Source organism: Microbulbifer sp. ABM4_008 (genome assembly GCF_056311705.1).
This window is the reverse complement of record NZ_CM149970.1, coordinates 4,400,001-4,421,595: the sequence shown is the minus strand read 5'-3', so window position 1 is coordinate 4,421,595 and position 21,595 is coordinate 4,400,001. Positions and strand designations below refer to the sequence as shown.

General features: G+C 54.9%; 20 protein-coding genes (1 of these 20 running past the window's edge). 10 read left to right on the top strand and 10 right to left on the bottom strand.

Going from position 1 to position 21,595, the window contains the following annotated elements:
* Nucleotides 1-95: 95 nt before the first annotated feature.
* From ACYX4J_RS19270 to ACYX4J_RS19255, 4 genes are all read left to right on the top strand, one after another.
* Nucleotides 96-824, top strand: a complete 729-nt coding sequence (locus ACYX4J_RS19270; protein ID WP_476177325.1) for an N-acetylglucosaminyltransferase — start codon at nt 96-98, stop codon at nt 822-824.
* Nucleotides 821-1,282: a copper chaperone PCu(A)C gene (locus tag ACYX4J_RS19265; RefSeq protein ID WP_445363110.1), complete on the top strand. Its 462-nt coding sequence runs from the start codon at nt 821-823 to the stop codon at nt 1,280-1,282. Before ACYX4J_RS19270 ends, ACYX4J_RS19265 begins: the two co-directional genes overlap by 4 nt.
* 35 nt (nt 1,283-1,317) lie before the next feature.
* On the top strand, nt 1,318-1,887 hold the full coding sequence (locus tag ACYX4J_RS19260) for a YajG family lipoprotein (protein WP_444914843.1): 570 nt from the start codon (nt 1,318-1,320) through the stop codon (nt 1,885-1,887).
* A 179-nt stretch (nt 1,888-2,066) separates the two neighbouring features.
* Nucleotides 2,067-3,860, top strand: coding sequence for a putative bifunctional diguanylate cyclase/phosphodiesterase (locus tag ACYX4J_RS19255; RefSeq protein ID WP_444959263.1), 1,794 nt, complete (start codon nt 2,067-2,069; stop codon nt 3,858-3,860).
* A gap of 51 nt (nt 3,861-3,911) precedes the next feature.
* Here the strand turns inward: ACYX4J_RS19255 and ACYX4J_RS19250 are convergent, their stop codons facing one another.
* Nucleotides 3,912-4,910, bottom strand: a complete 999-nt coding sequence (locus tag ACYX4J_RS19250) for an adenosine kinase (protein ID WP_413664263.1) — start codon at nt 4,908-4,910, stop codon at nt 3,912-3,914.
* A gap of 385 nt (nt 4,911-5,295) precedes the next feature.
* Here ACYX4J_RS19250 and mrcB point away from each other — a divergent pair, with 385 nt between their 5' ends.
* A complete protein-coding gene (gene mrcB / locus ACYX4J_RS19245; protein WP_476177324.1) occupies nt 5,296-7,878 on the top strand; it encodes a penicillin-binding protein 1B in 2,583 nt (860 codons plus the stop codon).
* Nucleotides 7,879-7,921: 43 nt separating this feature from the next.
* Here mrcB and hemB read toward each other — a convergent pair whose 3' ends face one another.
* From hemB to ACYX4J_RS19210, 7 genes are all read right to left on the bottom strand, one after another.
* Complete coding sequence (gene hemB / locus ACYX4J_RS19240) at nt 7,922-8,932, bottom strand: porphobilinogen synthase (protein ID WP_444892703.1); 1,011 nt, start codon at nt 8,930-8,932, stop codon at nt 7,922-7,924.
* Between the two features lie 112 nt (nt 8,933-9,044).
* Nucleotides 9,045-9,671 (bottom strand): GntR family transcriptional regulator, encoded by a 627-nt coding sequence (locus ACYX4J_RS19235; protein WP_476177323.1) that lies wholly within the window; start codon nt 9,669-9,671, stop codon nt 9,045-9,047.
* 9 nt (nt 9,672-9,680) lie between these two features.
* On the bottom strand, nt 9,681-10,853 hold the full coding sequence (locus ACYX4J_RS19230) for a benzoate/H(+) symporter BenE family transporter (protein ID WP_475708845.1): 1,173 nt from the start codon (nt 10,851-10,853) through the stop codon (nt 9,681-9,683).
* Between the two features lie 164 nt (nt 10,854-11,017).
* Entirely contained in the window at nt 11,018-12,301 is a 1,284-nt protein-coding gene (hemL, locus tag ACYX4J_RS19225) for a glutamate-1-semialdehyde 2,1-aminomutase (RefSeq protein WP_476177322.1), read from the bottom strand.
* 180 nt (nt 12,302-12,481) lie between these two features.
* A complete protein-coding gene (gene thiD / locus ACYX4J_RS19220) occupies nt 12,482-13,267 on the bottom strand; it encodes a bifunctional hydroxymethylpyrimidine kinase/phosphomethylpyrimidine kinase (protein ID WP_282934421.1) in 786 nt (261 codons plus the stop codon).
* Nucleotides 13,268-13,349: 82 nt separating this feature from the next.
* Complete coding sequence (gene hemJ, locus ACYX4J_RS19215) at nt 13,350-13,772, bottom strand: protoporphyrinogen oxidase HemJ (protein ID WP_282934420.1); 423 nt, start codon at nt 13,770-13,772, stop codon at nt 13,350-13,352.
* A 33-nt stretch (nt 13,773-13,805) separates the two neighbouring features.
* Entirely contained in the window at nt 13,806-15,632 is a 1,827-nt protein-coding gene (locus tag ACYX4J_RS19210; protein ID WP_476177321.1) for a chloride channel protein, read from the bottom strand.
* A gap of 95 nt (nt 15,633-15,727) precedes the next feature.
* Between ACYX4J_RS19210 and argC the strand changes: the two genes are divergently transcribed.
* The 4 genes from argC to erpA all read left to right on the top strand — a co-directional run bounded on the left by argC (nt 15,728) and on the right by erpA (nt 18,564).
* Nucleotides 15,728-16,774, top strand: a complete 1,047-nt coding sequence (gene argC / locus ACYX4J_RS19205; RefSeq protein WP_282934591.1) for an N-acetyl-gamma-glutamyl-phosphate reductase — start codon at nt 15,728-15,730, stop codon at nt 16,772-16,774.
* Between the two features lie 53 nt (nt 16,775-16,827).
* On the top strand, nt 16,828-17,571 hold the full coding sequence (locus ACYX4J_RS19200) for a DUF6776 family protein (protein WP_282934418.1): 744 nt from the start codon (nt 16,828-16,830) through the stop codon (nt 17,569-17,571).
* Nucleotides 17,572-17,604: 33 nt separating this feature from the next.
* Nucleotides 17,605-18,048, top strand: coding sequence for a bactofilin family protein (locus ACYX4J_RS19195; RefSeq protein WP_282934417.1), 444 nt, complete (start codon nt 17,605-17,607; stop codon nt 18,046-18,048).
* 162 nt (nt 18,049-18,210) lie between these two features.
* A complete protein-coding gene (gene erpA / locus ACYX4J_RS19190) occupies nt 18,211-18,564 on the top strand; it encodes an iron-sulfur cluster insertion protein ErpA (RefSeq protein ID WP_108731633.1) in 354 nt (117 codons plus the stop codon).
* A gap of 23 nt (nt 18,565-18,587) precedes the next feature.
* On the opposite strand, the gene ACYX4J_RS19185 is transcribed toward erpA, so the two are convergent.
* Together ACYX4J_RS19185 and ACYX4J_RS19180 are read right to left on the bottom strand one after the other, a co-directional pair.
* The gene (locus ACYX4J_RS19185) at nt 18,588-19,697 is read right to left on the bottom strand and encodes an anhydro-N-acetylmuramic acid kinase (protein WP_444892707.1); all 1,110 of its coding nucleotides are present in this window, start codon (nt 19,695-19,697) and stop codon (nt 18,588-18,590) included.
* Nucleotides 19,698-19,712: 15 nt separating this feature from the next.
* Nucleotides 19,713-21,092, bottom strand: coding sequence for an OapA family protein (locus ACYX4J_RS19180; protein ID WP_444892708.1), 1,380 nt, complete (start codon nt 21,090-21,092; stop codon nt 19,713-19,715).
* A 276-nt stretch (nt 21,093-21,368) separates the two neighbouring features.
* On the opposite strand from ACYX4J_RS19180, the gene tyrS reads away from it, so the two are divergent.
* Nucleotides 21,369-21,595: the start of a tyrosine--tRNA ligase gene (gene tyrS / locus ACYX4J_RS19175; protein WP_476177320.1), read on the top strand. The gene runs 1,078 nt beyond the window's last position; the window shows 227 of its 1,305 coding nt (coding positions 1-227); its start codon is at nt 21,369-21,371; its stop codon lies beyond the right edge, outside the window.

Sequence of the window (21,595 nt, the reverse complement as noted above, 5' to 3'; positions counted from 1 at the left end):
GCGCATAGTTCAGACTGCTGCACCAGACGGGGGTTCAGTCGCCGCAGCAGTATAGCGACGCCAGTGGTACAAAAAAACAACAATAGGGGATTGTTTTGCCGTCATTTGAACGCCTTCACAGCCTTGGGGTTTTACTGCTACTGGCATTTTGCCTGGGGGCCTGCTCATCCAATAAGCCCGCACCTAAAACGGTTGTCCCTCCTCCCGCTCCTAAAAAGACGCCATCCCAAGACCAGGTTCGGCGCAACAATATTTCCTTTTTTTTGAGTCGTGCGGAACAGGCGCTACGCAAAGGGCATCTAACCCAGCCTGCCGGCGCCAGTGCCTACGACTATTACCTGCGTGTATTGCAACTGCAACCGGATAACAGCAAGGCAGAAACCGGTATTCAAACCATTGTGGTCACCTATGTTGAGCGGGCGCGGGACGCCCTGCGTCGCAGGGATTTTGGGGAGGTGAATACCCTGTTGAAACGGGCCGAGATGTTGGCCCCGGCCAATCCGCTGGTGGCTGAAGTGCGTACACAGTTGGTCCGCGAGCGGGGGAGAGCGCAGCTCGATTTACCGCAAGGGGAGGTGATAGGTCTGCCAGCCGGTGAACTTGCAGCAAGGTCTGCCGGGCTGGTGGAACAGTTGCAGCGAGTAGCGGGCAGGATTCGCAGCGAGCAGCTGCGCGTCATTATCGTAGCGCGCACTGATGCTGAGGGCCGTTGGGTTTATCAGCAACTGCGCGAGGCTGTACCCGGGTATCGGGTGCGTGGAGATATCAAAGTCGGGAATCCGGCGAAACTGATTCTGATTAAGCCCAGCGGAGGGGCACCATGAAAAAAGTATTGGCATTTGCCTTTTTAATCACCGCACTCCTTGTGTCTAAAGGCGCCTATTCCATAGGAATTACGGCGGAGGGGTATGCCCGGGAAACACCTCCCGGGCCTTCGATGAGCGCTGCCTTTGTGTCGCTGCACAATACTAGTGATTCGAGTCAGGTACTTACAGGTGTGGAGCTGCCGGGTGTTGAACAGGCTTCGGCAGACCTGCATACCACAATATCGGAGAACGGAATAAACCGGATGCGCCCGCTGGATCAGCTGACGATTGCCGCCGGGGCAAGTGTAGATATGGCTCCCGGTGGAGTTCACTTAATGATTAAAGGTCTGCGCTTGCAGGCGGGGGAAGAGTTGCCGTTGCGACTGCTTTTTGCCGATGGCAGCAGTGTAGATATTCTTGTGCCAATAGTTCGGATGAGTGATGAGGGGGAGCACCACCACCATCACCATGGCTGAATTGGCAGTTTTTTTGAAGTGAGGGGGAATTAAACATGAAGAAGTTATTGGTTTTTGCCGGTGCGCTGCTACTCAGCGCTTGTGCTCACAGCCCGCTGCAAATTTGGCTGCAGCCTCAGGTTCAGGTCGCTCCTGAAGCGATAGGCGAAGGCTTTAGTATGAGTGTGATGGGAGTTAATGAACTGCCCTCTGGCGGCTTGGGATCATTGGGGGGTGTTTATGCGGATACTGCTCAGGTAAGTATTGGCAATGACGCTGGTGAGGCTATTGCGGCGGGATTGCGTGAGGGTTTTTCAAATTGGTCATTCCGAATTACCGATAGCGCGCCGGAAGTTCAGGTGATCGCAAAATTGGTAAAACTCACCTACAACAGTCCAAATACGGTTTATACCACCGAGATTGACACCTCTGCTGAAATTCACCTGGAAGTGAAAATTGGTCCTCGCACTTATTTCGGCACTTACAGCGCTTCCGGCAAAGATCGGAACCTGGTTAAGCCCAGCCGTGAAGAAGTCCAAAGCCGTGTGAATGGACTGCTCAGCACAACTCTACAACGAGTATTTGAAGACGAGAAATTAAAAAATTTCTTGCGCAGCAATCTGTGAATGTGCAATTTATACATTTGTAGAAAAAACTCGGCTGGGAGGCTGGATAATTGAATAAAATCGGCGATCGTGGGCGATGATGTCGGTAACCTTTTTCGGTTATGGCCTGTCGCAAGGCACCTCCCCGCTACTGGGAAAGGTTTGCGCTTTGCTCTGTTGTGTTTTGAGTGAGTTTTCCCGTGACGCTGTTTAATCCAGAGGCGGCAAGTTACCTCGGCCCCCTCGCCCAGTTGGAAGAGGGGCTGCGCCCCTGTGAGCAGATCAGTTTACAGGCGGCGGAGGCGGCTCTCGGTGAAGTTGCCGATGGTGTCATTGTCACCGATGCTGCCGGCACGGTGGTTTACACCAACCCCCTGGTCAACGAAATGACTGGGGACCTGGTTGGACTGCTGCCCGGCCAGCCACTCAGCGAAGGTTTGCGCCTGTGCAATAACCGGGGCGATGCGATAGAGCCGATACTGCCGGCATCCAGTGACCTGGGTGAAGTACCTAGAACCAGAGAGTTTAATGCCTGTATTGAGCGCCCAGGGGAAGAGCATGTCCCGCTTGAAGTGACCGTGCAGGTAATGGCTCTTTGGGATATGGGGGTGCTAAAAAATTATGTTTTGGTGCTGCGGGATACCTCTGCCGCGCGCCGGGTTTCCACCCGCCTTATGTGGCAGAGCAGCCACGACGCCTTAACCCGACTGCCCAACCGACAATTCTTTGAGAGTGAGCTGCAAAGCCAACTCAGCCTCTGTATCGATAAACGCCAGCACCATGTATTGCTCTACCTGGATGTTTATCAATTCAAAGTTATTAACGACACCCTGGGCTTTGTTGCCGGGGACCAGTTGTTGGTTCAGTTGGTGGAGTTAATCAAGCGCTGCCTCTCCAGCGATGATCTATTTGCCCGAGTGGGCAGTGATGAGTTTGCGATACTACTGCGCGACTGCACCCTGGAAGAGGGTGGTCGTGTGGTGGCTCGGCTGCGCGACTCTGTACAGAACTTCAGTTTTTTCTGGGAGGGGAATGACAACCGGGTCGCGGTGTCGATTGGTGTTGTTGGTGTCGATCACTTTACCCCCAGTGCCAGTCAGTTACTGGCGTCGGCCAATGATGCCTGTTGCAGTGCCCGGGAGCAGGGCAGAAATCGCGTTAAGCTATTTGGCGACTCCCGCAAGGTATTAGAGAAGCGTCGCGAGACCACCTGGGTTGCGGAAATTCACGCGGCTTTGCGGGAAGACCGCCTGATGTTGTACCGGCAGCCAGTGGTTTCACTAAAGGGGGACCGCAATGTCCACCACTATGAAATCCTGGTGCGGATGCGCGGCCGTGATGGTGGAGTGATTTCACCGGGGCTGTTTTTGCCAGCCGCAGAGCGCTACGGCTTGATCGAGGAAGTGGACCGTTGGGTAATTCGCCGGGTCTTTGACTATATGGCCCAGGAGCAGCGCCTGGGGATGGGCGGAATTAATTATGCGGTCAATATTTCCGGCATCAGCCTGGGGGATGAGACCTTTGCTGATTTTGTGTTGCAGTCTCTGTCCGATGCCGGTGTAACGCCCTCGCGGGTTCAATTTGAAATTACAGAAACCAGCGCCATCAATAATCTTGAACGAGCCCTGATATTTATCCACAAGCTGAGAGCCGCCGGTTGCAGCTTTGCCCTGGATGACTTTGGTCGCGGTGTTTCCTCCCTGGCTTATCTGCGTCAGCTGCCGGTAGATTTTCTTAAAATCGACGGAAGCTTTGTGCGGAATATGCTTGAGGATGAAATTGATAGCGCAATGGTGAGCACTATTGATCACTTGGCGAAGAGAATGGGTATCAGCACTATCGCCGAGTATGTAGAGAGCCCGGAGTTAATGGAAAAGTTGAGCCAGATGGGAGTGGACTATGCCCAGGGGTTCGGTATTTCCGCAGCGACGGGGCTGCCGGAGCTGGATAGCTACCCGGGGATGCTCCACCATTCCAGAGGGCCCAAGCCTTAGGGCCCCCTGGAAATCATGTGTCTATAGATAACTGCTATTAGGCAATTGCTATTAAACAACCGGTGCGAGTAATTCGGAGTGCTGCTCGGCCTCTAGTCGCGGGCCGTATTGGCTCACTACCTGGGCGGCAGCGCGGCAAGCGAGTTCGCCGGCTTCGGTAAAACTCATTTCGCGGTTGATACCGTAGAGGAAAGCACCGGCAAACATATCGCCTGCGCCGTTGGTATCGATGGCGCGGACTTCGGGACTCTCTATGCGGTGAACGTCGTTGCCGTCCCATAGCAATGCGCCATCGGCGCCCAGGGTAATCGCGAAACTGCGGCAGTAATCGCGCAGCGCTTCAACGGCGCCCTCCACAGAGTCGGTACCGGTAAAGCCCAGAGCCTCATCCCGGTTGCAGAACAGCATATCCACACCGCCGCCAATCATTTCCCGCAGCCCTTCGCCGAAGAACTGAACCATAGCCGGGTCAGACAGGCTGAGAGCGGTTTTAACTCCGTGGGCTTCGGCTTCTTCGCGAAGCTTGATCGCTGCGGCACGGCCCGTTTCAGAGGAAACTAGGTAGCCTTCGATATAGGCCCACTTGGAGGCGGACAGTGCATCGCTATCCAGCTCAGCGACTGAGAGCTGTTCACTCATTCCCAGATAGGTGTTCATACTGCGTTCGGCATCCGGGGTGATAAGCACCAGGCATTTGCCGGTAGTGCCCTCATCAGCTTGCTTCAGTGTTTCGGGGTAGTCGACCCCGGCGCTGTTCAGGTTGTTTCTGTAGAAATCACCATTCTCGTCAGCGGCAACTTTGCACGAATAGAAGGTGCGGAGACCGAAATAGCTGGCAGCAATGACTGTATTGGCACCGGAGCCACCGCAGGCCAATTTGGCAGTGACCATATGGTTTTGAAGGTCGTCTACCAGTTGTTGCTGACGGGCATCATCTACCAGGGTCATGATTCCCTTTTCCACGCCAAGGCTGCTCAAATCCTGGTCCGACACTTCGATTTCTGTATCGAGTAGGGCGGCACCTATGCCGTAGAGATCGTATTGCTGCATATCATTCCTATTCGGGCTTATTGTCTACATTTCCGCCGCATTATGGACGTGATTTTGCCAAGTGCAAGGCATTGGGGAGGGCTGGCGACAGCAAACCCTCACATAGGCGCTTGTTACATCTTGGTGAACTTATAGGCGGTTGCTGCGGTCAATCCTCGCACAGGTGTAAATAGCACCTTCACGTAAACCGCCAGGTGATAGATACTGCCAAGCCTGGATTTTAGCCCGCTAATTGAGTGGGCCCGCCAGTGCTGAAAGGCACTGGCAGCAAGATACCAGCGGAGCTGCCACCTGCTGGTACCCTGCCTTCGACTCTTCGATTGGGGCTGGTTAGGTCTCATGAGTCGCTTGATGTACTGAGTTGGCAGCGGGACTGAATCCTCATATGGCATCAACGAAACGCCGGCGCGTCAGAGCGTCAAAGCCCAAACGACGATATCGCTGGCTCAAGCTGCTAGTGCTTTTAGCCCTGGTGGGCTCCCTGGCGCTGGCAGCGTATATGGCTTACCTGGATGTGCAACTGCGCGAGCGACTGGATAGCCGTCAATACCAACTCCCCGCCCGAGTCTACGCTCGCCCGCTGGTGCTGCGCGAGGGTATGGCAATGCATCCGGATGAGTTGGAGTCCGAATTTGCTGCCTTGAATTACCGCAAGCAGGGCACTCTGAGTGAGCCTGGCTCCTGGGTTCAGGACGGAATGAATTACAAGGTCTGGCGCCGGGACTTTATCCATGCCAATGGCCGCCAGCCTGCTGCAGTGGTCTCCTTCCGTCTGCGCAATGATCAAATTAGCGGCCTGCGTGATGACAATGGCCGAAGCCTGGCAGAATTCCGCCTGGACGCAGCTAATATCGGCTCTCTACTAGGGGGAGGCGATGACCGCAATCCAGTGCGTTTCGATGATATTCCTCCCTTGGTAGCCAATACCCTGATTGCTGTTGAGGATCAGGACTTCCTCAATCACTTTGGTGTTTCCCCTCGCGGTATTGCCCGGGCCATGGTGGCCAACGCAAAAGCCGGACGATTGGTACAGGGTGGCTCCACAATTACCCAGCAGTTGGTCAAAAATATCTTTTTTGACCATAAGCCCAGCCTAAGGCGTAAATTCAACGAGGCCCTGATGGCCATCCTGATGGAGGTGCACTACGACAAGCGCTATATCCTGCAGGAATACATCAATGAAGTGTGGCTGGGTCAGCAGGGTGCCAGAGGTATTTATGGCTTTGGGTTGGCCTCCGAATTCTATTTCCAGCAGCCCCTGGATACCTTGGAACCCCATCAGGTAGCGCTGTTGGTGGGGCTGGCGAAAGGTGCGTCTTACTACAACCCCTGGCGCAATCCCGAGAGAGCACTGCAAAGGCGCAATACCGTGCTGGAATTGATGCTGGAGCAGGGGCTGATTACTCAGGAGGAGTTCCAGAAGTATTCCGCCAAGCCTCTGGGGGTGGTCAAGGGTGGTGTCGGTGCGCAGAATCCTTACCCGGCCTTTACTGAGCGGCTGTTGATTGAATTGCGTCCCTACTATTCCTACGAGGAATTGCGCACTTCGGGTTTACGGGTTTACACCACCTTGGCCCCTTCGGTGCAGAAGTTGGCGGAGGAGTCCATCAGTCAGGGCGTTAGCCAGCTGGAGAAAGACCGAGGGATCAAAGCCAATTCACTCCAGGCCGCGACAGTATTGTTGGATAATCGCAACGGTAATGTGCTGGCCATGGTGGGAGATCGGAACCCGGACTACCCAGGCTTCAACCGGGCGCTGGAAGCCCGCCGCCAGGTGGGCTCCCTGATTAAGCCGGCTGTGTTTCTCACTGCTCTAGAGCGACCGGAAGAGTACAACCTGGCCACCCTGATCGATGACGCCCCGGTGAGAATTGAAGAGGCGGATGGCGATGTATGGATGCCGCAGAACTTCGATAAGCGCGCTCACGGACAGATACCGCTTTATATCGCCCTGGCCAAGTCCTATAACCTGGCGACGGCTCATTTGGGATTGGATCTCGGCCTGCAGAATGTACGCCAGACGATTCGCCGCCTGGGTGTTGAATCCAGGCTCCCCCGAGTGCCGGCGATGTTGCTTGGTGCTGTGGAGATGAGCCCGTTCGAAGTTGCCGGTATGTATCAGACCATTGCGAACAATGGTGAGACGGTACAGCCGCGCACACTGCTGGCGGTATCCGATGCCCAGGGCGGCCGTGTACAGCACTTCCGCCGCAAGGCTAATCGCGGTGTCGACCCCGTTCCAGCTTACCTGTTGCGCTGGGGGCTGGAGCAGGCCATGCGTGAGGGTACCGGACGCCGCTCCGCCAAGCGCTTGCCAAGTAGCATCGCCTTTGCCGGGAAAACCGGAACCACTAACAATAACCGCGATAGTTGGTTTGCGGGCTTCTCCCCGGAAGTAACCGCCGTAGTCTGGCTCGGGCGCGACGACAATGAGCGCACGCGCCTAACTGGCTCTACCGGCGCACTGCCGATCTGGACGGAGATTATGCGCAAGCTGCCCCATCAACACGGACCGGCAGAGATGCCCCGAGGAGTGGAGCTTAAGTCAGTGAACTCCCGGGGGCAGTTTATGGACCCGGATTACTGTCGCGGTGGTTATGAGATTCCTTTCTCCTACGAAAGCCAGCTGCAACCGGCGCCGGAATGTCGGGGGCAGAATCGCTGGCGCTGGTTCCGCAATCTATTCGGCAATGGTCGCGACGAAGCGGCTCCCAGAAAGGAGATGAGTCCCGGTTGGGGGGTGGATACCAGTGAGCAGCAGATGCGCGATCAGCGCCGCCAACAATTGCAGGAGCAACTTCGAGGTGACGATGCGGAAGAGTTTGGTGTAGATCCCGAGTATGGCTCCGATTATGAAGAGGAGCCCCTGGAGCTGCCAAGAGATAATACTTTTGGCGGGAGGGCTCACAGCGTACCGGTAGAGGAAGCCCAGCCAGTGGGGCCTGACCTGGAAGATCAGTGGCCCTAGGGAAGGTAGCGCGCGATTGAATCGCGCGCTTTATCGCCGGCTATCAGTCTTGCAGCAACTGTGCGGCTTCTTCGGCGAAATAGGTGAGGATGCCGTCGGCACCGGCGCGCTTAAAGGCCAGTAAGGACTCCAGAATAACCGCCTCTCGCTTCAGCCAGCCATTTTCAAAGGCGGCGCAGTGCATCGCATACTCCCCACTTACCTGATAGGCGAAAGTGGGAACCCGCAATTCTTCTTTTACCCGACGCACTATATCCAGGTAGGGCATACCGGGTTTCACCATCACCATATCCGCGCCCTCTTGCAGATCCAGGGCGCACTCGTGCAATGCCTCATCGGTATTGGCGGGGTCCATTTGGTAGCTCGCTTTATTGCCACCTTTCAAGTTCCCGGCAGAGCCCACTGCATCGCGGAAAGGACCGTAGTAAGCGGAGGCATATTTAGCGGCGTAGGACATAATCAAGGTATTGCTGTGGCCCGCGCCTTCGAGAGCATCGCGAATGGCTCCGATACGGCCATCCATCATATCCGAGGGGGCTACCATATCGGCACCGGCCGCAGCGTGTGACAGGGCCTGCTGTACCAATACCTCAACGGTTTCGTCGTTGACGATATAACCGCTGTGGTCCATCAGCCCGTCCTGGCCGTGGCTGGTAAAGGGGTCCAGGGCTACATCGGTGATAACTCCCAATTCCGGTACCGCATTTTTCAGCTCGCGAACAGCCCTTTGTGCCAAGCCATCGGCATCGTGGGCGGCACTGGCGCAGTCGGACTTTGCCGACGGGTCGACTACCGGAAACAGGGCTATGGCGGGGATTCCCAACTCTCGAACTGTCTTCGCTTTCTTGGCCAGCAGGTCTACGCTCAGGCGTTCAACACCCGGCATTGAGGCTACTTTTTGGGTTTCGTTACGCCCCTCAATAACAAACAGTGGCAGGATCAAGTCGTCACTGCTCAACTGGGTTTCCCGCACCAGTCGACGGGAAAAATCCTTTGCACGCAGGCGACGCAGGCGAGTGTTGGGGTAGGCACCACGGCCGAAACTTTGGCTCATCGGGAAATTACTCCGGCTATCCATAGGGCCGCAGAAACCCCGCAGCCGCAATTGGCAGCCATCATATCAAATTGCCGCAGAGGGTGATTTTCGATTGCTGAGGGAAAGCGGTTTAAAAATGGGGCTGATGTAAGTGCCTTACCAATAGTTTGCCGGCGGCTTCTATATGTTTTGCCAGCAGTGCGGCGGCTTGGTCCCCGTTTCCCTCTTGGAGTGCATTGAGTATTGCAAAGTGCTCGTCCTGACTGGTGTCCTGGTAATTCAGACCGTGGGATTGGTAACCGATATAGCGCTCACATTGCCGGTGCAGTTGCTCGACGGTACTAAATAGCGTGGGTCTTGCAGCTGCCCGGTAAATACAGGCATGGAACTCCCAATTCATTTTTCCGATCTGTTCGGCGGAGAGTTCAGGTTTGGCTTGCATGGATTCCAGAATATCTCTGGCCCGCCCCAGGATCTCTCCATTAAGGCTTTCCAGTGCCAGGGATTGCAGCAGCGGTTCCAAGCGCATGCGCATCAGGTAGAGGTCTTCCACTTCAATAGGATCAAACTGCGGCACTGCGACGCCGCGCTTGCCGTGTCCGGTTAACCAGCCCTCATTTTTCAATCTTTGTAGAGCGTCCCTAACCGGAATACGGCTCACTGAGTAAAGTTCGGCCAGCTTGACTTGTTTTAGCACTTGGCCGGCGGCGAAGCGCCCATGCTGCAAGTCCGACTTAATTTTTTCGTAGAGGCCCATCGATGTTTATTAATTCCTGCGCTTGAAAAACCAGTAACACACCAGCCCTCCCAGCAGCCCCCAAAAGGCAGAGCTAATGCCAAAGAGGCTGATACCGGAAGCACTGATCAGAAAAGTGATAATTCCGGCTTCGCGACTGTCGGCCTCGGCTGTTGCGCCAGCCAGGCTGCTACCAATGACGCCAAGCAGTGCCAAGCCGGCGAGGCCGGCAATCAGTGCCTGGGGAAAGGCGCTGAATAATGCCACAACGCTAGCGCCGCAGAGGCCCACCAGCAGATAAAAAATACCGGCGGCAATGCCGGCGGTATAGCGTTTATCGGGGTTGGGATGGGCTTCCGGGCCGGTGCAAATAGCAGCGGTAATAGCTGCCAGATTAAATGCAAAGCCACCAAACGGTGTCAGCAATAAAGAGGTGAGGCCGGTGCCGCTAATAACAGGAGATATAGGCACTCTACTGTAGCCACTGGCGGCCAGGGTTGCCGCTCCGGGCAGGTTCTGAGAGGTCATAGTGACGATAAAAAGAGGAAGGCCAATGCCAATTAAAGTGGAGAGGCGGAATTCTGGCGTGACCCAAACAGGGTGTGCCGCTTGCCAGCCGATCTGGGCCGATGCAATGAGTTGCAACTTCCAGCAAGTCGCCACTCCAGCCGCTAGTACCAAGATAATGGCATAGCGAGGCGCCCAACGGCGCCCGACTAGATAGGTCAGTAACATGATGCCGACCAATAGCGGTTGCGCCTGCAGAGAAGTAAATACTGAGAGACCAAATTGCAGAAGTATGCCTGCGAGCATAGCGCTGGCAATCGGTGCCGGCACCATTCGCGCTACCCGCTCAAAGGCTCCGGACAAGCCCACGAGGAGTGTTAACAGGGCGCTAAACGCAAAAGCACCAATCGCCTCAGCAATGGGGATGCCACTTAAACTGGTGGCCAAAAGTGCAGCACCTGGAGTCGACCAGGCAGTGATTACCGGGGCGCGGTAATACCAAGAGAAGGCAATACAGGTAATGCCCATCCCCAGGCCCAGGGCGCCAATCCAGGAGGCGATCATTACTTCACTTGCGCCAGCTGCACGTGCGGCTTCAAAGACTATGGCGGCGGAACTGGCTACTCCCACCAGCACGGCGACAAAGCCCGCGCTGATGGCGGACAAGCTGGTATCTGAAAACGGTGAGTTTTTCAAAATGTATACCTTTTATATTTTGTATACATTTTTAGCTGTTAGTTTTTTTGAGCGCAATAACTTTGCGGTGAAGCGACTGAGGCTTTATAGGAGGGGGGGGGGTAAAGTTAAACGGGCATAGAAGCAGCACCCGCAGGCTGCGGGTGCTGGAGAGAGGTGGGCAATTAGCCGAGGCGGGCGAAGACGCGCTCAGCGGCAGTGATTGTGGCCTCAATATCCTCATCGGTATGAGCTGCGGACATAAACCCTGCCTCATAGGAGGCCGGTGCCAGGTAGACACCTTCTTCCAGCATGCCGTGGAAGAAACGGTTAAAGCGCTCGTTATCGCAGGCCATTACCTGTTGATAGTTAGTTACTTTAGGTTCTTCGGTGAAGAAGAAACCGAACATGGTTCCGGCCTTATTGGCGGTAATTGGGATACCTGCGGCCTTACCAGCCGCCAGGATGCCCTCTACCAAACGGTCGGTTTTGGCAATTAAAGGCTCGTAGAAGGCGGGTTCTTCCACCAAACGCAGGGTTTCCAAGCCCGCGACCATAGCCACAGGGTTACCGGACAGGGTGCCCGCCTGGTAAACCGAACCCAGGGGTGCGATTTGTTCCATGATCTCGCGTTTACCGCCAAAGGCGCCAACGGGCATACCGCCGCCGATGACTTTGCCGAGGGTGGTGATATCCGCCTCGATACCGTAGAAGCCCTGGGCCCCGGTCAAGCTCACCCGGAAGCCGGTCATCACCTCATCGAGAATCAACAGGGCACCGTGCTGGTCGCAAACTTCGCGCAGGGTTTCCAGGAAGCCGGGTACCGGCGGAATGCAGTTCATATTGCCGGCAACAGGCTCGACGATGATACAGGCGATTTGATCGCCCAGCTCTTCGAAGCAGCTGCGCACACTATCAGCATCGTTGTAGCTCAAGGTGATGGTGTGATCTGCCAGGGCGGCGGGAACGCCGGGAGAGGAGGGTACACCCATGGTCAGAGCCCCGGAGCCGGCCTTAACCAGCAGGGAGTCGGAGTGGCCGTGGTAGCAGCCCTCGAACTTCACAATCTTGTCGCGCCCGGTAAATCCACGGGCCAGGCGAATCGCGCTCATGGTGGCTTCGGTACCGGAATTGACGAAGCGCACCAGGTCCATATTCGGCCACAGGCGGCAGAGTTCTTCGGCCAGTTCGGTTTCCAGTTCGGTTGGCGCACCGAAGCTCAGTCCCGATTGGGCCTGTTCCACCACGGCTTCAATGACTTCCGGGTGTGCGTGGCCCAGCACCATGGGGCCCCAGGACTGTACGTAGTCGATGTAGCGTTTCTCGTCTGCGTCGTAGAGGTAAGCGCCTTCGGCACGGCGGATAAACACCGGGGTACCGCCGACTGCGCGAAAAGCCCGTACCGGAGAGTTAACGCCGCCGGGAATGTACTGCTGTGCTTCTGCGAAGAGCTGCTCGGATTTACTCATAAACTTATATTCAGGTTCTGCATAAAGGGCCTGGGGAGCATTATCGCGGGGGTGGCGCCTGAGGACAATGTGTAGATTGGCGACGACCGGTCACAGACTGTGTAGACAGAAGATCTCACCGTCATGGGGACGGTGAGACTGATCGGGGCAGGGGCGAAATTTGTGTCAGCAGCTCCAGGTTTAGCGTTCGCACCAGAACAGCCGGTTGGGAATCGGCCTTCCCATGCCCAGGCGCCGGCTGTCTTTGATCGCACTCCAAGCGTATTGCTGACTGCGGGTAACGGCTTCGATAATGGTCAGCCCGTGGGCGATATGGCAGGCAATGGCAGTAGCGAGGGTGCCGCAGACGCCATAGGCCGCTGGCTGCAAGCGCTCCCACTTGAACTCTCGCATGAGGCCGCGCTCATCGTAGAGCCGGTTCTGTAATTGTTGCTCGTGGGGCACGCCAGTCAGCAACAGGTAGCGACAGCCGGATTCGAGGATTTCCTGGGCCATGGCGTCGAGGACATCGGCCTCCACAGCCATGGCGCGAGCTTCCCTGCGGTTGGGGCACACCATGGTCGCCTTGGGCAACAACAGCGATACCATAGCCTCCCACAGAGGCGGGGCGAGTACGCTCTCTTTGTCGGCCAGTGTGGCATCGGGGTCGATAACGACGGGAATATCGGGGTAGTCGTGGAGTACGCTGTGAAGCGCGCGCACATTCTCCACGGAGCCCAGATAGCCGACCTTGATCGCGGCGATAGGCATGTCTTCCAAAACGGCCCGGGTTTGTTCAATTAGCAGGCTGTCGTCGACTGGGGCGACACCCAGCAATTCACCGGTGTTACACACGCTGATGGCGGTAACTGCCGAGGCCGCATGGCAGCCGAGACTGACCGCTGTCTCAGTATCTGCGGCAATTCCGGCGCTGCCGCTGGGGTCGTGGTGAGTAACGGTCAGAATAACGGGCTGAGGTGTATCCATAAGTGCTCTACATGACGGCCATTAGCTGTGCGCCTAATTCTAGTTGCTGAGCGCCTTTGACAAGGAATGAATACGCGCCAAATTAAAATGGCTTTACGACAACCAAAATGACGATGGCGACAAGTGCAACTGCTGGGAACTCATTAAATATTAGGAAGTAGCGGCGGCTGCGGGTAACGGTTCCCCGGGCAAACTTGCGAACATAGGCGCCACAGATATGGTGATAGCCCAGGAGGAGAACAACAAAAGTCAGTTTTGCGTGCATCCAGCCGGCGGAGGTGTAGTAGGCCGGGTTCAAACTGTAGAGCCAAATGCCCAAGGCAACGGTGGCCAGCATGGAAGGAATGGCAATACCGCGATAAAGGCGGCGTTCCATAATACAGAAGCGGTCGCGACTAACGGCATCAGTGGCATCGACATGGTAGACAAACAGTCGTGGCAGATAAAAAAGTGCGGCAAACCAGCACACCATCGCAATAATGTGAAAAGCCTTGATCCACAGCATTGAAAGTCCCCTTAAAAGAAACGGGAAGAAAAATTACTTCCGGTAAAAGTTGTTAATTTGTAGCGGCAGAATAATGCCCGCCGTGCGATTGTCCAGCGAACCGCTTTTATGACGGCAGACATATAGGCCATCCGCGCCACTTCTCTCCAGCTTTTGCGAGGCCTCCAGCATTGTCGCTCGCCAGCTTAGGGACGCCAGCTGTTTGCGTTCGCCGGGTAGTCTCAATAAATCGATCATTTCTCCCGGGTCTAGTAATTTATCTGATGCGGAGGAAACTTGTTTTTCGCTCTCGGCCGCCTCTTTCGCACCACCGCGAAGAAAAGTTGCCAAGTCTGCTGCACGCAGTAGTTGCGGTGCCGGCTCCTTGGGTAAATCGATAAGAATCCACTCGGGGTGTTGATTAATTAATTCTGTTGCTGCAGCGCGGGTAATTTCCCTAGGAGTCACAACAAAGCTCTGATTCATTTCGCTGGCAACTCCGACACTGCTCAGCATTTGCTGTCGCCAACTTGGCATTCCCGCTTTATTCAGGGCTCGCAGCGTTTCGTGATAGAGACCGATAGTGGAAAAGAGTTGGCGGCTTACTAATGTGGCCACCACGATCATCATCATTCCAGGGAATAAAATATGTGGGTTATAGGTAAGTTCCAAGATAGCGAGTAGCGCAGCTAGAGGCGCATTGAGCATGGCAGCCATCATTGCCGCCATACCCACCATGGCATAAAAGCCTGGACTCGCGGTGTGCTCACCCAGCCACAAGTTAGCCAGGCCACCGGCAATACCACCGATACAGGCACCGATAATCAGGCTGGGGCCTATTACCCCACCGGGAATTCCGAGCCCTGCCCCCAAAGCGGTTGCGACTAATTTCGCGGCGACAATAGCAATGAGTGTCGCGACCCCTAACTCCCCCAGCATTGCCATCTGCAAAGTGTCATATCCACCGCCCAGGATTTCCGGTACCCAGATACCCAAGGTGCCAGTAATAAGGCCAACCAAGAGAAATCGAAGAAGTGGGGAGTAACGCTGCTGGGGAATTAAAATACGCTGGGAGCGGATAAATAATCCGGCGAGAACCCCAATAACCAGTGCGCACACAAAAAGTAGCGGCAGCTCGGCAAGGGAATTGAGTTGAATCGCGGGTACATTAAAGTCCGGCTGGCTACCGAAAGTCAGCTGGGTGATGGCGCTACCGGCAACAGCCGCGAGAATTATCGGTAAAAAACCTGCCACAGTATATTCGAGCATCACGACTTCCATCGCGAATACCACGCCCGCCAGCGGGGTATTAAAGGAGGCCGCAATTGCTGCGGCTACACCACACCCCAGTAGGTTGCGACCGGAATTATTGGGGAGCTTCAGCGCCCTAGCTAACCAGCTGCCACTGGCTGCTCCCAAGTGTACAGCTGGGCCTTCCCGCCCCACCGAGTGGCCGCTAATTAAAATTATTGCGCCGGCAAAAAACTGTAGCAGGGCATTTTGCATTGGCATTTGCCCCTGGTGGTTGTAGAGCCGGTCCAGGACATGGACCACTCCGACCTGGCGGCGTCTGGGATTTAGAAATAAATAGATACATCCCACTACCAGAGAGCCGATGACAGGCAATGCGAAGCGCCAGAATGGGGGAAGGGATTCGTAATTTTGTGGGATTGATAAAAACAGCGTGGTCGGCCACTCCATCGCCAGCCGAAAAAGTACAGTTACCCCTCCGGCCAGGATGCCGGTGATCAGGGCCATCCCCAGCAAAGGCGCTAGCGCGTCTTTGGAGGAAAGCTGTAAGCGTATATTTTCGAGGCTGCCAGGCCTAACTAAATAACGCGAAAACGACTTTTTTAGCGAGTTCCTTGGGGGCTGTGACACCGCACATCCTTAAAATGCTGGGGCTTGTGGTAGAGTGCCTGTCTGGTTTTACGATTATCGTCTCAGTTGGCGGATATACCGGAGATTTTAGCAAGGTGATAAAAGTAGCGATTGTCGGGGGCACCGGCTATACAGGGGTGGAATTACTTCGGCTTCTCTCAACACATCCACAAGCGGAAGTTACCGCAATCACCTCCCGTTCGTTGAATGGTACCCCGGTTGCCGAGCTTTTCCCTAGCCTGAGAGGGCACTCGCAGCTGTCTTTCTGTAGCCCCGATCTCGAACAGCTGGCGGATTGTGACGTTGTATTCTTCGCTACACCTCATGGCGTTGCCCAGGCCCAAGTACCGGCACTTATTGAACGCGGAGTTCGAGTGATCGATTTGTCCGCCGATTTCCGTTTGAAAGATATACCTACCTGGGAGCAGTGGTACGGCCAAGCCCACGCCGCTCCGGAATTAGCTCAAAGCGCTGTTTATGGTTTGCCAGAAGTTAATCGGGAACAGATTGCCAATGCGCAGTTGATAGCCTGCCCGGGCTGTTATCCCACCGCGATTCAATTGGGATGGATACCGCTTTTGGAAAAGGGCCTGGTAGAACCTGGTGAGCTGATCGCCAGTGCGGCCAGTGGTATCAGTGGAGCGGGGCGACAGGGTAAGACCGACTTGATTATGGCTGAGAATAGCGACAACTTCCGCGCATATTCTGCCGCCGGGCACCGTCATTTACCCGAGATTGAACAGGGGCTTCGTCGAGTGCAGGCCACTGAATCCTCTCCCGCGCAGGTGACTTTTGTACCGCATTTACTTCCCATGATTCGCGGTATCCACGCTACTTTATTTGCTCGGTCAGTGGGGAAGGTTGATGCCGATGAGCTTCAACAGATCTTTGAAAACCGCTATAAAAATGAGCCTTTTGTAGATGTGATGCCGGCGGGCAGCCACCCTCAGACTCGTACGGTTAGAGGGACCAATATGTGCCGCATCTCGGTATTGCAACCCCAGGAGCGGGATACGGTACTGGTATTATCGGCCATTGATAACCTGGCCAAAGGCGCGTCCGCCCAGGCAATCCAGAATATGAATATTATGTTTGGCTTAACTGAGACGTTGGGCCTGGATAGCCCGGCACTGCTGCCTTAGAATCGGGTGTTTCCCGACAATCGATAAATCCCGGATAAGACTTAGCAGATTTCATGGTGCTCAAAGTTAAAGGCAGCAAGCAGTACCGCATGAAAGTGGTGCCTCATAAACCCTTCTCTGGTGTCATTGCCGTAGTGGGGGTCGTTTTTTTGGTATTAGTGACCTCGGCCGGGTCCTATTTTGCCGGACAGTATCAGCTGCGCCAGAGCCTCGATCGCAAGACACTGGAGCATACTCAAGTACTCGATCGTGTTACCGCGCTCCAGAGTGAGAATGAATCCCTGCGAATGAGGGTTGCCACTGCAGAGCAGTCGCTGACTATCGGTGAGCAGGCGAGTGAGTCGGTACGTGCGGAACTGGTGCAGAAAGAGAGCCAGATCGCAGAGCTAAAGCAGGAAATTTCTTTCTATCGCGGCGTCATGGCCCCTGAAGATGGGGGTGAGGGGGTGTCCATTGGACGCTTTATCCTCTCGCAGACCGGCGATCCAAAAAGTTACCAGTACAAGTTACAGATCAAACAGTCCGCAGCGCGTCGGGATGTTGTAAAAGGCACGGCCACATTTACCGTAGTGGGCCGTCAGGATGGGGAACCGAAGAGTTACCCTCTGAAGGAACTGTCGGAGCAGGTGAATAGTGAGTCGATTCAGCTGCGTTTTAAATATTTTCAGAATATCGAGGGAGAGCTGCGCTTGCCGGAGGGGTTTGTGCCCGAAGGTGTGGAGTTGTCACTTAAATCTTCTGGGCGCAAGGGCTTTAATATTGAGCAGCGCTACGGTTGGTTAGTACAGGAAAGTTAGCATAGGTGCCAAAGGCACGAGGTTTTGGGGATTATGTTAAGAAAAAAAGAGAAACAGATAACTATGGCCAATACCGGTAGTAACCACACGACTTTGATCGCTCGTCAGACTGAGATCAGCGGTGATATCCACTTCCGTGGCAACCTGGTCATCGAAGGTAAGGTGCGTGGCAATGTTACCGCTCACAGTGATAGTGATGCGCGCCTGCAAATTGTGGATGGCGGCATCATTGAGGGTGAAATTCGTGTGCCTCAGGTAGTGATCAATGGCAATGTCAAAGGGGATGTGTTTGCTGCGCGCCACCTGGAGCTCGCTTCCAAGGCAATGGTAGAAGGCAATGTACACTATAAGCTGATCGAGATGCTGAAAGGTGCCCAGGTAAACGGTGCCCTGGTATCCAGTGCCGACTTGAGTAGCGCGGGTGAGCCCCATATGCTCGGCTATTCCGAAGATGAAACTGTCATTGAAGCCTCTTAAGTCCGGGTAGTATTGGCTGGCGCTGGTACTTTGTTGTACCGGCCCACCTGCCGGTTAATACTTGACTGAATTGCTGGGTTTAAGCAAGATGACGCCCCCGGGGCTGCACTCGTTATAACTTTTATACGAGCGGTGAATGTCCCGATGAGTTGAGAGAGACTTATGTCAGAAGCTGTATCCTTTTCTCCCGCGCCACTCGTGGTCACAGACAAGGCTGTGGCCAAGGTAAAAAGCCTGTTGGAAGAGGAGGGCAACCCGGAGCTGAAACTCAGGGTGTTCGTGACCGGAGGCGGCTGTTCCGGTTTCCAATACGGTTTTACCTTTGATGAATTGGTTGCCGAAGATGATGCCATCATAGAAAAGGATGGCATTCAGGTCTTGGTGGATGCGATGAGCTACCCCTACCTGGTTGGCGCCAATGTTGATTACGAAGAAGGCCTTTCGGGGTCGCGCTTCGTAGTACAAAATCCCAATGCGTCCGCTACCTGTGGCTGCGGCTCCTCTTTCTCTATTTGAGAAATCCTAACCCGCCCTATTGATCAGGGCGGGTAAATAGCCCCTAGAACCGCCTCTTTCTGCGCGCCAGTCACTCCCGGGCAATTACCGGGCAGCCCTCTCAATGTCTGGCGGGCCAACCAAGCAAATCCAACGGCTTCGAGCCAGTCTGCGTCAATACCGTAACTGCCCGTGTCAGTAATAGACCAGGTGGGCAAGCGGCGCTGTAATCGTGTAACCAAGTCCTTGTTTTTTGCCCCGCCCCCGCAAGTGAGCAGCTCGCCGCCTTCGGCAAAATTATGCACGGCGTCGGCGATACTGGCTGCGGTCACTTCAGACAGGGTCGCCTGCACATCTACCGGCGCCACTTCCAAACCGGCGCAGGCCTGTTCGAGCCAGCTGGGGTTAAAAGTTTCACGGCCAGTGCTCTTGGGTGGCTCGGCGGAGAAATAGGGATCTGAAAGCAGGCGGTTGAGAAGTTCAGCATTGGCGCGACCGCTCGCGGCCCAGTCTCCATTTCTATCGTAGGGCTGGTTTTTGTGTAGGTTCACCCAGTAGTCGAGCAATGCATTACCTGGACCTGTGTCATAGCCGTAAACCTGGCCATCTGCCGTCAGCTCAGTGATATTGGCCATCCCCCCAATATTGACCACAGCACGGCTTCCATCAGTTTTGAAAGCGGCCTGGTGAAACGCCGGCATTAAAGGCGCTCCTTGACCACCGAGAGCGATATCCCGGCGACGGAAATCCGCAACGGTGCAGATGCCCGTCAGTGCTGAGATGGTGTTGGGGTCACCGAGTTGCAAAGTAAAGGGAGAAGTCACTGTGCCTGGGGGGCGGTGGCGTACGGTTTGGCCGTGACTGCCAATGGCGGTAACAGACTGACCCTCAACACCGGCTCGGGCTAGCAGGGTATTGGTGGCTTCGGCAAAAACCTGTCCCAGTTGCCGGTCTAACTGTCCGGCGCGATCCAACTCTGAAGGGCCGGGGGCACAGAGGCTGAGGATAGCCTCGCGCAGGCCGCTGTGAATCGGGTGGGCTAACGCAGCCAGGATACGGGTGTTTATTTTTTCTTCATCGCCAAAATCGACCAGCACCGCGTCAATGGAGTCAACGCTGGTGCCGGACATCAGGCCGATAAACAGATCGGGCATATTCGTTGGCGCTTGTTAGGGGCTTTCTTCATCCAGTTGAGCCAGAGCCGGCCCCTGGAAGTTTTCTAGTTTCGCCAGAAGTGGCTGGGTCTGGTTTTTAAAACGGATCATCTCAGAAGTCGGTACCGACTTTGCCTTGGGCAATTTGCGCACAATGGTGGCGGGGTTGCGATGTCTGCCATCCACCAGGAATTCGTAGTGCAAGTGCGGGCCGGTGGCATAACCGGTAGACCCCACAGTGCCAATAACCTGGCGCTGCTTAACGCGCTGGCCCTTTTTGACTTTGCGCTTGGTCAGGTGGAGATAGCGGGTTACATACCGTTCGCCGTGCTGGATAAATACGTAGTTGCCATTGGGCTTGCTATAGCCAGACGCGATAACCCGACCATCGCCAGTAGAGTAAACGGGGGTGCCTCTTGGAGCGGCATAGTCGGTGCCATTATGAGGTCGGCGTGACTTGAATACTGGGTGCAGGCGGCTCGGGTTGAAGTGAGAGCTGATGCGGACTATGTCCAGTGGTGTGCGGATAAATGCCTTGCGCATACTTTTGCCTTCAGGCGTGTAGTAATTGGCATCACCACTGTTATCCACATAGCGCACAGCGCTAAAAGTTCTTCCTTGGTTGGTAAAACTGACCGCAAGGATAGGACCGTTGCCAATTTTCTCCCCATCCAGGAACAACTCTTCGAACATCACACTAAAGTTGTCGCCCTTGCGAATATCGAGGGCAAAGTCGATATCGGAGCTGAATACATCCGCCATCTCCATTATCAGGCTGTCACTCAGCCCAGCATCGCTACCGGCCAGGAATAGGGAACTATCGATCTGGGCCTGTCGGTAAGCCGGATGGCTGTCGGGCTCACGAGTTATCAGTGCGTGTTCAAACTTATCTGCATTTGTGCGGGTAAACTCAATTTGATTGAGTCGATCTCGCTGCAATTTCAGGGACTGCAGCTGGCCATCATTATTTGTTTGAAAGGTCAGCTCTTCACCCGGAGTTAGACGTGCCAGCTGTTTTGCCTCTTTGCCGCTACCCAGAAGCTGGTACATCTCTTTGGCGCTGATTTTTGCACGTTGAAATAGGTCTGACAGGGTATCCCCGTTACGTACTTCAAGGCTCAACGACTTGACCGCCTCGACACTGACGTTAAGCAGTGGCGTTTCCGCCGGCGTATAAGTGAGAGCAGGTTTGGCTTCAGTGCTGTCGCCGCTTGTGACCTCTGAAAGTTTGACGGGTAGGGATGTGCGCTTAGAGGAAATCTCCGGTGAAGGAATCAGAACGGCCAGCATAAGGACAAAGGCTGCGATGCCAGCGGTCAGCGCATGAACGCGGGGAAAATGCTTGGGTAAGCCGCCAATACGGAGGCCTGTACTCGATTTACGATGGTTTTGCATGGCGTTAGCGGATGGTACTGGCGGTCGTTGTTATTTGCGCTTGAAAAACTGAGTGTCTAAAAAACAGGCATTGGAGGGGCTTTATAGCAAAAAAGCCGCCTTGGTTCACGAGATAATTGACACGTCTTTGCACGGTTTGGTTCCTCATGAATTTTGTTTTTAGTGCGGATGCTGGGCTGCTGCACGCTTGTATTTGCCGCAAACTTCGGTAATGTTGCAGCGCATTTTGCCGCCGCTTGGTGGCGCTAATTTCAAGCCTATATATGAGGGGAAAGCATGGCTGGGGTCGACATGACACTGCTAGAAGACTTGGACCGTCGCGGATTAATTAATCAAGCGACTGGTGACGGCGAACTGACGCAGCATTTGTCGGAGAGTCGAACCCTGTATTGCGGTTTTGATCCCACTGCAGACTCCCTTCATATAGGCAGTCTAGTACCGTTGCTGACCTTGAAGAGGTTTCAGGCGGCAGGGCATAAACCAATTGCACTGGTTGGCGGTGC